Here is a 9750-nt window from a genome sequence, read left to right on the forward strand (position 1 = left end):
AAAAACTGCCATAACGTCCCCGATCCCGGAGGTCGAAGTGAGAACGGTCGCCTGTATCGTCCAGGACGGCTTCGCGCCGTTCGAATTCGGCGTCGCGTGCGAGGCCTTCGGGCTCGATCGCAGTCGCGACGGCATCCGGAACTTCGACTTCCGCGTGCTGGCACCCGACCCGGGAATCGTGCAGTCCGGGATGGGCTTCTCGATCAACGTCGAGCACGATCTGTCGTTCGCCGCCGAGGCCGATCTGGTGATCGTCGCGCCGCTCCCGCGCGAGAAATGGGGTCGCACCGATGCGCGCGTGCTTGACGCGGTGCGTCAGGCCGACGCGCGGGGCGCGTGGCTGCTGAGCCTGTGCAGCGGCGCGTTCATCCTCGCCGAATCCGGCATTCTCGACGGGCGCCGAGCCACCACGCACTGGATGTACACCGACACGATGATCGAGATGTACCCGCGCATCGACGTCGACCCCGACGTTCTCTACGTGCAGGATGGACGGATCATCACGAGCGCGGGCACGGCCGCGGGTCTCGACGCGAGCCTGCACCTGCTGCGACAGGAGCTCGGCGCCGAGGCCGCGAACACGATCGCGCGGCGCATGGTCGTGCCGCCGCAGCGCGACGGCGGCCAGGCCCAGTTCATCGACCATCCTCTCCCCGAAGTCGCCTCGCTGTCGCTGTCGGCGGTCACCGACTGGATGCTGGAGAACCTCGCGCTCGACCTGACCGTCGACCAACTCGCCGCCCGGGCTCACATGTCGCCGCGCACCTTCGCGCGGCGCTTCAAGGCCGATCACGGCACGACGCCCGCCGCATGGCTCGCGCGGCAGCGCGTCATCCACGCCCAGCGTCTGCTCGAGCGCACCGATCAGGGCCTGGACCGCATTGCCGAGGCGTGCGGATTCGGCTCCGCCGCGGTGCTGCGGCAGAACTTCTCCCGCATGCTCGGCGTGACCCCCACGGCCTACCGGGCGCGCTTCGCCTGCGTCGACGAGGCGGTCGCGGCGGTGGCGCCGTCGGTGCCGGCAGCCTGACGCGAGGGTCTTGGCGGACCGCCGCCTCCGCGTATCGTGACAGATGTGACTGACGAGCCGTTCCGCGTGATCGTCGTGGAGGACGATGAGGACGTCGCCCTCTATGTCCAGACGATCCTGCACCGTCGCCTGCCCTGTGAGGTGAAGGTGCTCGCCAGTGCGGACGGCTACGAAGCGCTCGAGTCGGAGTTCGATCCCGACGTCGTCATCACCGACCTGGAACTGCCGGGGCGCGGGGGCTTCGAGCTTCTCGGCGACATCCGTGCGCGGCGATCGGATCTCGCCGTGGTGATCATGACCGCTCACGCCGGCGGCGAGTACGCCGAGCGCGCACGACGCGAAGGCGCGAACGACTACCTCGCCAAGCCGCTGTCGTCGAAGGACTTGGTCGCGATCGTCGAACGTCTCGCGCGCGGCCGTCGCGAGCGTCCCGCTGTGGAATGATCCTGGGATGAGCGCTTCACCCGACGTGCTGGTGATCGACGATGTCGACGATCAGCGAGAGCTGCTTCGGACCCTCTTCACGCGCGCCGGATGCGACGTGCGCACGGCGGCCGGTACCGACGCCGCGGAGCCGCTCCTCGTGGAGAAGGCTCCCGACATCGCGGTCGTCGATCTGCTGCTCCGCGGACGAGACGATGGTTGGCGGGCGATGGACCGCGTTCGGGCCCTCGCCCCGGGAGCGAGGATCGTCATCTGCTCCGTGCTCGATCCGGCACAGTTCCCGACCGCAGACGCGCACCTGCCCAAGCCGTTCACCGCCGCGCAGGTGCGACGGGTCCTTGATCAGCTGAAGCCCTCCCGATGACGCCGACGGCGACCGCGCGCACGCCTGGCAGTGGTGCCGGCAGGCGCTCGCATCCGGGGCTGCTCCTGCTGCCCACCCTTCTGCTGGTCGTGCTCGCACTTCCGGCGGTGTGGCTGTTCGGAGCCGGTCAGATCACCGACCCGGTCGCGATGTGGTCGTCCGTGGTATGGCTCGCGCTCCTGGAAGTCGCGGCCGTCCTGGTCCCCTGGCACCGAGTGCGTCGCGACGGGGTGGCCGTCGTGCCGATCCTGGCCATTCTCGCGATCGGGCTCTTCCGCGTCGGAACCGGTGGCTCGGCGTCGATGTTCTCGGTCATCATCCTCCTCCCGATCGTCTGGGTCGCCACGCTCCCCGGCCGCCGCATGGTGGCCTTCGGGATCGGCGCGCTCGTCGTGGCTTTCCTCGGGCCCTACTTCTCCGGGCTGGAGGCCTGGGGCAACGGGCAACTCGTGCGCGTCGTCTTCGTCGCCGTGGTGATCGCGGCCGTCGCGATCGTCGTGAACGAGACCACGCGCTCGGCGAGGGCGCGATTGACAGAAGTGGCCGAACTCTCGGGCGAGCGTGCCCGGCTGCTCGAGGAGGCGGAGCGCGGCAGGACCGAGCTCGCCGCCGCTGCCGAGGGGCTTCGCGAATCCGAGGCATTCGCGAAGAGCATCTGGGAGGCGATGGACAACGAGGCCGTCATCGTCACCGACGAACGGGGCCGCATCGTGGGGTGGGGGCCGGGGGCTGAGCTGCTCCTCGGCTACGACGTGGCCGACATCCTCGGCGGTGACGGAGCGCACAGCGGCGAGGAGGCCGTCGGCGACCTGTTCGTTCCCCGCACGGTGGGACTTCCTGCTGCCGACGACAGTGTCGCAGACGAAGCCGAGATCCTGCCGCGACTGGTCGAGATCGGTCGCTCTGCCGGTCAGGGCGAGGGTGACCTGCTCGTGCGCTCGGTCGACGGGGTGGAGATCCCGGTCTACCTCACATGCGCTGAGCGGCGCGTCGGCGACGAGAGGGTCGGCTACACCTTCGTTCTGCGCGACGCCCGTCACGCCAAGGAGATCACGCGCCTGAAGGACGAGTTCGTCGGCACGATCTCGCACGAGCTGCGCACGCCCCTCAGCTCCATCCTCGGCTATCTCGAGCTCGTGATCGAGGAGGAGGAGACCCTCTCCGAGGATCAGAAGCGGTTCATCGGGGTAGCGCAGCGCAATGCCAATCGCCTCCTCCAGCTGGTCGGCGACCTCCTGTTCATCGCGCAGGTGGAGGCGGGGAAGATTCCCCTGCGCCGCGAGAGCGTCGACATCGCGGCCATCGCGTCTGCTGCGGGCGAGTCGATCCTCCCCGTCGCCGAGCGTGCCGGCGTTGCCGTAGCCGTGCACGTGCCCGACGCGCCGCTGCATCTGCACGCGGACGGCCGCCGCATCGGCCAGTCCATCGACAATCTCGTCTCCAACGCCGTCAAGTTCACCCCGTCGGGCGGTTCGGTCACCATCGTCGTCGGTCGGGAGGACGGGCACGCCGTCGTCACCGTCACCGACACCGGGATGGGCATCGAGCCCGACGATCTCGAGCAGCTCAGCGAGCGGTTCTTCCGATCGAAGATGGCTACACGTCAGGCGATCAAGGGCGTCGGACTCGGCCTGTCGATCACGAAGGCGATCGTCACCGCTCACGACGGCACGATGTCGGCCACGAGCGCCGTCGGCGAGGGGACGCAGTTCCGCATCGCCCTCCCCGCGCGTCCGAACTGAGGGCGGCGGAACGAACCGTACCGGCCGGAGATCCGGTCGTTGCTCGCGTGCATCCACTTCCGGTGCTAAACTTGAGTCAAGCAAACTCAACTTTGGAATCGACGTCAGGAGACGTGACACATGAACGCCACCCAGATGCCCGGGCAGGAGGAGCAGCAGAGCGCCCTCGAACAGTTCGGGATCAACCTCACCGACCGCGCGCGGCAGGGAAAGCTCGACCCGGTCATCGGCCGCGACTCCGAGATCCGTCGCGTCAGCCAGGTGCTCACGCGACGCACGAAGAACAACCCGGTGCTCATCGGGGAGCCCGGCGTCGGCAAGACCGCCGTCGTCGAGGGTCTCGCCCAGCGGATCGTCGCGGGCGACGTCGCCGAGTCGCTCAAGGACAAGGAGCTCATCACGCTCGACATCTCCGCGCTCGTGGCCGGGGCGATGTACCGCGGCCAGTTCGAGGAGCGGCTCAAGAGCGTGCTGAAGGAGATCACCGAGTCCGAGGGGCGCGTCATCACGTTCATCGACGAGCTCCACGTGCTCATGGGGGCCGGTGGCGGGGAGGGATCGGTCGCCGCGGCGAACATGCTCAAGCCCATGCTCGCCCGCGGCGAGCTGCGCCTGATCGGCGCGACCACGCTCAACGAGTACCGCGAGTTCATCGAGAAGGATGCCGCCCTCGAGCGCCGCTTCCAGCAGGTCTACGTCGGCGAGCCGTCGGTCGAGGACACCGTCGCCATCCTGCGCGGACTCAAGGAGCGCTACGAGGCGCACCACAAGGTCGCCATCGCCGACGGCGCGCTCGTGGCCGCGGCATCCCTGTCGCACCGCTACATCCCGAGCCGTCAGCTTCCCGACAAGGCCATCGACCTGATCGACGAGGCCGCGTCGCGGCTGCGGATGGAGATCGACTCCGCGCCGCTCGAGATCGACGAGCTGCGCCGCCACGTCGACCGCCTCAAGCTCGAGGAGCTCGCGCTGAAGAAGGAGAAGGACGACGCCGCCAAGGAGCGGCTCGCGGCCCTGCGCGCCGACCTCGCGACCGAGGAGGCGAAGCTCGGCGAGCTGCAGTCGCGATGGGAGCGCGAGCGCGCCTCGCTCAACCGCGTCGGCGACCTCAAGACCCGCCTCGACGCCGCCCGCATGGAGGCCGAGCGCGCTCAGCGCGAGGGCAACCTCGAGCGCGCCTCGCGCCTGCTCTACGCCGAGATCCCGGCGCTCGAACGCGGCCTGCTCGAGGCCGAGCGCGAAGAGCCCGCCGGCGAGCGGATGGTCGGCGACCAGGTCACCGAGAACGACATCGCCGGCGTCATCGCGTCGTGGACCGGCATTCCCGTCGGACGCCTCATGCAGGGCGAGACCGAGAAGCTGCTGCACCTGGAGAAGGAGCTCGGCAAGCGGCTCATCGGGCAGAAGGATGCGGTCAAGGCCGTCTCGGATGCGGTGCGCCGCTCGCGCGCGGGCATCAGCGACCCGGATCGCCCGACCGGATCGTTCCTCTTCCTCGGCCCCACGGGCGTCGGAAAGACCGAGCTGGCCAAGGCCCTCGCGGAGTTCCTCTTCGACGACGAGCACGCCATGGTGCGCATCGACATGTCGGAGTACGGCGAGAAGCACTCGGTGTCGCGACTGGTCGGCGCCCCTCCCGGATACGTCGGCTACGAGCAGGGCGGGCAGCTCACCGAGGCCGTGCGCCGTCGGCCCTACTCCGTGGTCCTCCTGGATGAGGTCGAGAAGGCGCATCCCGAGGTCTTCGACGTGCTGCTGCAGGTGATGGACGACGGCCGCCTCACCGATGGGCAGGGTCGCACCGTCGACTTCAAGAACGTCATCCTGATCCTCACGTCCAACCTCGGCTCGCCCATCCTCATCGACCCGACCATCCCGCTCGAGCAGAAGCGCGAGCAGGTGCAGGGCCTCGTGCGCCAGGCGTTCAAGCCGGAGTTCGTGAACCGCCTCGATGACATCGTGATCTTCCAGGCGCTCACCGAAGACGACCTCGCGCAGATCGTGGAGCTCGCGGTCGACGCGCTGCAGCGCCGCCTGCGAGATCGTCGGCTGACGCTCGCGGTGACCCCCGACGCACGTGCGTGGCTCGCCGAGCGCGGGTACGACCCGATCTTCGGCGCGCGGCCGCTGCGGCGGCTCATCCAGTCCGAGGTGCAGGACCGTCTCGCGATGGCCCTGCTGTCGGGCCATGTGCGCGACGGCGACGTGGTGCGGGTCGACATGGCCGCCGACGGCTCGACCCTCGTGCTCACCAGCGACGGCCCCGCGACGGCCCCGGCCGCCGCCGAGCCCGACGAGGACGAGGTGATCGAGGCCGAGCTCCTCGACGACTGACGCCCGTGCCGGCGCGCCCCGGGCGGGTGGTCGGCGAGTGCCGTGGTGAACAACGCAGGTGATTTCTCCGGAATCCGCGCCGCAGCCCCCTCTGGTCGGTCATGCGGCGCGGATCTCCTGTGTTGTCGACGCCGCGCGGGAGAGGCCGTGCGGCCGACGGGCGGTGCCGGGCCGGTAGCGTGCAGGCATGGGGGAGCGGCATCGACGGAGCGTGGCGGGAGTCGTCCGCGCGCTGTGGGGCTCCTCCCACCCCGGCCCGACGCTCGTCGTCACCGCCCTGGCGCTCGCCCTCGGTGCCGCTGCGGGCGCGCCGCCGGCGCACCTGGCCCTGCTGACGGCGGCGGTGTTCTTCGGGCAGCTGTCCGTCGGCATCTCCAACGACGTCATCGACCTTCCCCGCGACCGCGCCGTCGGGCGCACCGACAAGCCGCTCGCGCGCGGCGACGCGACGCCCGCCCAGGCCTGGACGGCCGCCTACGCATGCCTCGCCCTCGCCATCGGACTGTCCCTCGCGATCGGGTCCGGGATGCTCGCCGCCCACGTCCTCTTCCTCGCGGCGGCGTGGGCGTACAACGCCGGGCTCAAGGCGACGCCGGCCTCGATCGTTCCGTTCCTCGTCGGTTTCGGCGCCTTCCCCTCTCTCGCGCCGCTGTCCGCCCAGCCCCCGGCCCCTGCCGCACCGTGGGCGTGGATCGCCGGCGCGGCGCTCGGCGCCGCCATCCATCTGGTGAACGTGCTGCCCGACCTCGACGACGACGCCCGCACCGGGGTGCGAGGCCTGCCGCACATCCTCGGCGCCCGCGTCTCGACTCTGCTCGCCATCGGCGGCCTCTTCGTCGGTGCCGTCGCGACGCTGCTGGGTCCGGTCGGGGCGGATGCCGCCGCCATCCCGCCGCTGGGCTGGATCTTCTTCGGGGCTGCCCTCGCTCTCACCGCGGCGACGGTGGTCGTCGCGCTCTCACGCCCCCGCGCGCGTTTGCTGTTCTCGCTCGTCATGGCCGCCGCCCTGCTGCTCGCCGTGCAGCTGGTCGCGACCGGCGGGGCGCTCGCCGCCTGACTCCCCCGCGCATGGTCGCGCTGCCCACGCTGCCGGCCGGGCCGGGGTCGCCTCAGGCGTCGGCGTCGAAGCCCATCGCGTAGGCGTGGGCGAGAACGAGGGATGCGGGTGTGGCCAGCAGGGCGCGCAGCGCGCCCGTGCGCAGGCGGTCGATGCGGCGCGAGGCGGGGCGCCCGAGCACGGTGTTGCCGGCCGCGATCGCCGCGGACACGCGTGCCGACCGAACGCGCCGGCGCTCCCACGCGTCGAGGGTCGTCGGCGCGGTGCCCGTGCGCATCCACTCCGCCAGCAGCGGCGCGAGGGTCATCGCGTCGAGCAGACCCAGGTTCATGCCCTGCCCGCCGATCGGGCTCACCTCATGGGCGGTGTCGCCGACGGTGAGGATGCGGTCGCGGCGCATGCGCGGCGCGACCATCCTCCGCACGCCGAACGAGGTCGCCGCAGCCACGCCCTCGCCCGCCTGCGCCTCGCCGCGAACGGCCATCGCCTCGCGCAGGCGCGCGCCTCGCGTCGCGGCGGTGTCGGATGCGTGCGGGGCGGCGTCCCACGCGACGAACCGCCGCCGGCCGCCCGGCAGCGGAAACGACTCCAGCACGCCGGCGGCGTCGAGGTGCACAGCCGCGACCGAGGTGTCCGCGTCGATCGCGGCGGTCGCATCCGTCATCAGGTAACGGTCCGGATACTCGCGCCGTGCGAGCGCGTCGGTGCGATAGACGAGGTCGCGTCCGCCGGAGCCGGTCGCGACGACCACGACGCGTGCGTCGCGCTCGGTGATCCCCCCGGAGACGGCGGCGCGCACGCGCACGTGGTCCGGCGCCGGCAGCGCCGCCGTCACGGTCGCCGAGCGCACCGGCTCGGGTGCGGCCTCTGCGAGCACGGCCTCGGTCGCCGCCTGCGGCAGTGTCGCGACGAATGGGAACCGGCGCGAGAGCCGCTCGAACCGCACCACGCCGAGCACGTCGCCGCGGGACCGCGCCTCGCCGCGCGTGACGCGTGCGGCGGAGGCGAGGAGCCGCTCGGTGAGGCCCGACGGTTCGAGGGCGGCCAGCACCGGGGAGTGCACGCCGATCGCGCGTGTGCCGCCGCCCGCGGACGGACGACGCTCGAGAAGCTCCACGTCGACACCGAGGCGCGACAGCTCGCCGGCCAGCAGCATCCCGACCGGCCCCGCGCCGACGACGATCACCTCACGCACGGCCCGACCCCTCGGCCAGCACCCGGAACGGCGCCGGTGTCGAGACCGTCCACCGCCCCGGCGCCGCGGCGAGCGCGGCGCGAAGCTCGGCCGGCGTGAAGCTGCGACGGATGGAGCGGAGCCCGTCGGTGCGCAGGAAGGTGCCGGGCGCGAGTGGCGTGATGCCCACCGCATAAAGGCCGTAGGCGAGACGCCCGCGGGCGATGTCGCCGTGCAGCACGGGACCTCGGGCGAGCTCCGCGGATGCCGCCACGACCGCGGGCAGGGCGTCGTCGAGGTGATGGAGCACGTGGTTGGAGACCACCGCGTCGAAGCGCTCCCCGCGCGCGACGAGCGCGGCCGCGTCGGCGCACACGAACGCCGCGTTCGGCGGCGCGGGCGTCGACGTCGCCACCCGGTGCGCGCGAGGGTCGGGATCGGCGCCGACGACGGTGACCGAGAGGCCGTCGCGCGCGGTGGCGGCGGCGAGACGCCGCACCAGATCGCCACCGCCGCAGCCGAGGTCGAGCACGCGCGCGGGGCGCTCCAGGCCGCGGAGATACGACCGCAGGCGGGTGCGGTAGACGGTGCCCCAGCCGGAGACGAGGCGGTTGACGAGGTCGAAGCGCCGCAGGGTCGCATCCAATCGCACCGGATCGCAGGCGGGGTCGTCCATCAGCTCGCGCAGCGCGGTGTCGCGCGCGGCGAGCGTCATCGCGTGGTCCGCTTGGTCAGGCGGGCCGACTCGACCGTGAGGCCCGGCCCGAAGGCGAGCGCGCCGATCGTCTGGCCGTCGGCGACGGCGTCGTCGGCGAGCTGGTCGCGCAGGATGAACAGCAGCGTCGCGCTGGACATGTTGCCGGAGGTCCGCAGCACCTGCCGGGAGGCCTCGAGCGCCTGTGGGTCGAGGCCCAGCCCGCTCTCGACGCGGTCGAGCACGCTGCGCCCGCCGGGATGCACCGCCCACGCGTCGACGCCGTCGAGCACCGGTCCCACGGCGTCGCGGATCTCGCGTCCGATGATGCGCGGTACCTCGGCGGACAGGATCATCTCGAACCCGTGGTCGCCGATCGTCCACGTCATGTCGGTCTCGCCCTCCGAGGTGAGGGTCGTCGCGAAGTCCGCCAGCTCGAGGCCGCCCGCTCGACCGATCCCGGGCGCGCCGGTGACGATCGCCGCCCCCGCCCCGTCGCCGAAGACCGACGCCGCCACGATCTGCTGCGGATCATCGGAGACCCGGATGTGCAGCGAGCACAGCTCCGCGCACACCACGAGGACGACGGCCCCGCGGTCGGACCGGGCCAGGCGCTCGGCGACGCGCAGGGCGGGCAGGGCCGCGGCGCATCCGATGAACCCCAGGTGGTAGCGCTCGACATCGGCGCGCAGGTCGAGGTCGCGGACGAGACGGTAGTCGGGGCCGGGGGCGAAGAATCCGGTGCAGGAGACGGTCACGACGTGCGTGATCTCGGATGCGGCCACCTGCGCGTCGGTCAGCGCGGCCCGTGCCGCCCGTGCGTAGAGTCCGGGCGCGTGCTGCAGGTAGAGGTCGTTGCGCTCGCCGGTCGTCGGCGCGTGCAGGGTGCCGGCGGCATCCCGGAACAGCGC

General features: G+C 71.7%; 9 protein-coding genes. 6 read left to right on the forward strand and 3 right to left on the reverse strand.

The genetic code is table 11. From position 1 onward, the window contains the following. Positions 1-37 precede the first annotated feature (37 nt). From B4E30_RS13815 to B4E30_RS13840, 6 genes are all read left to right on the forward strand, one after another. Positions 38-1030: a GlxA family transcriptional regulator gene (locus tag B4E30_RS13815; protein WP_286795637.1), complete on the forward strand. Its 993-nt coding sequence runs from the start codon at positions 38-40 to the stop codon at positions 1028-1030. Between the two features lie 45 nt (positions 1031-1075). Next, entirely contained in the window at positions 1076-1474 is a 399-nt protein-coding gene (locus B4E30_RS13820) for a response regulator (RefSeq protein WP_176759444.1), read from the forward strand. A gap of 7 nt (positions 1475-1481) precedes the next feature. Continuing rightward, on the forward strand, positions 1482-1838 hold the full coding sequence (locus B4E30_RS13825; RefSeq protein ID WP_071045426.1) for a response regulator: 357 nt from the start codon (positions 1482-1484) through the stop codon (positions 1836-1838). Continuing rightward, on the forward strand, positions 1835-3580 hold the full coding sequence (locus B4E30_RS13830; RefSeq protein WP_071045425.1) for an ATP-binding protein: 1746 nt from the start codon (positions 1835-1837) through the stop codon (positions 3578-3580). Before B4E30_RS13825 ends, B4E30_RS13830 begins: the two co-directional genes overlap by 4 nt. Before the next feature lie 120 nt (positions 3581-3700). Next, positions 3701-5914, forward strand: coding sequence for an ATP-dependent Clp protease ATP-binding subunit (locus B4E30_RS13835; RefSeq protein WP_075807129.1), 2214 nt, complete (start codon positions 3701-3703; stop codon positions 5912-5914). A gap of 187 nt (positions 5915-6101) precedes the next feature. Next, positions 6102-6971 carry a UbiA family prenyltransferase gene (locus tag B4E30_RS13840; RefSeq protein WP_286795638.1) on the forward strand — a complete coding sequence of 290 codons (870 nt, stop codon included), beginning with the start codon at positions 6102-6104 and terminating at the stop codon, positions 6969-6971. A gap of 52 nt (positions 6972-7023) precedes the next feature. Here B4E30_RS13840 and B4E30_RS13845 read toward each other — a convergent pair whose 3' ends face one another. From B4E30_RS13845 to B4E30_RS13855, 3 genes are all read right to left on the reverse strand, one after another. Next, positions 7024-8166 carry an FAD-dependent oxidoreductase gene (locus B4E30_RS13845; RefSeq protein ID WP_286795639.1) on the reverse strand — a complete coding sequence of 381 codons (1143 nt, stop codon included), beginning with the start codon at positions 8164-8166 and terminating at the stop codon, positions 7024-7026. After that, on the reverse strand, positions 8159-8860 hold the full coding sequence (locus B4E30_RS13850; protein ID WP_286795640.1) for a methyltransferase domain-containing protein: 702 nt from the start codon (positions 8858-8860) through the stop codon (positions 8159-8161). The genes B4E30_RS13845 and B4E30_RS13850 overlap by 8 nt, the downstream gene beginning before the upstream one ends. Then, the coding region (locus tag B4E30_RS13855) for a type III polyketide synthase (protein ID WP_286795641.1) at positions 8857-9750 on the reverse strand (894 nt) is incomplete at its 5' end. The genes B4E30_RS13850 and B4E30_RS13855, both read right to left, overlap by 4 nt.

The organism is Microbacterium sp. UBA3394 (genome assembly GCF_002358725.1).
Lineage (GTDB): Bacteria > Actinomycetota > Actinomycetes > Actinomycetales > Microbacteriaceae > Microbacterium > Microbacterium luteum.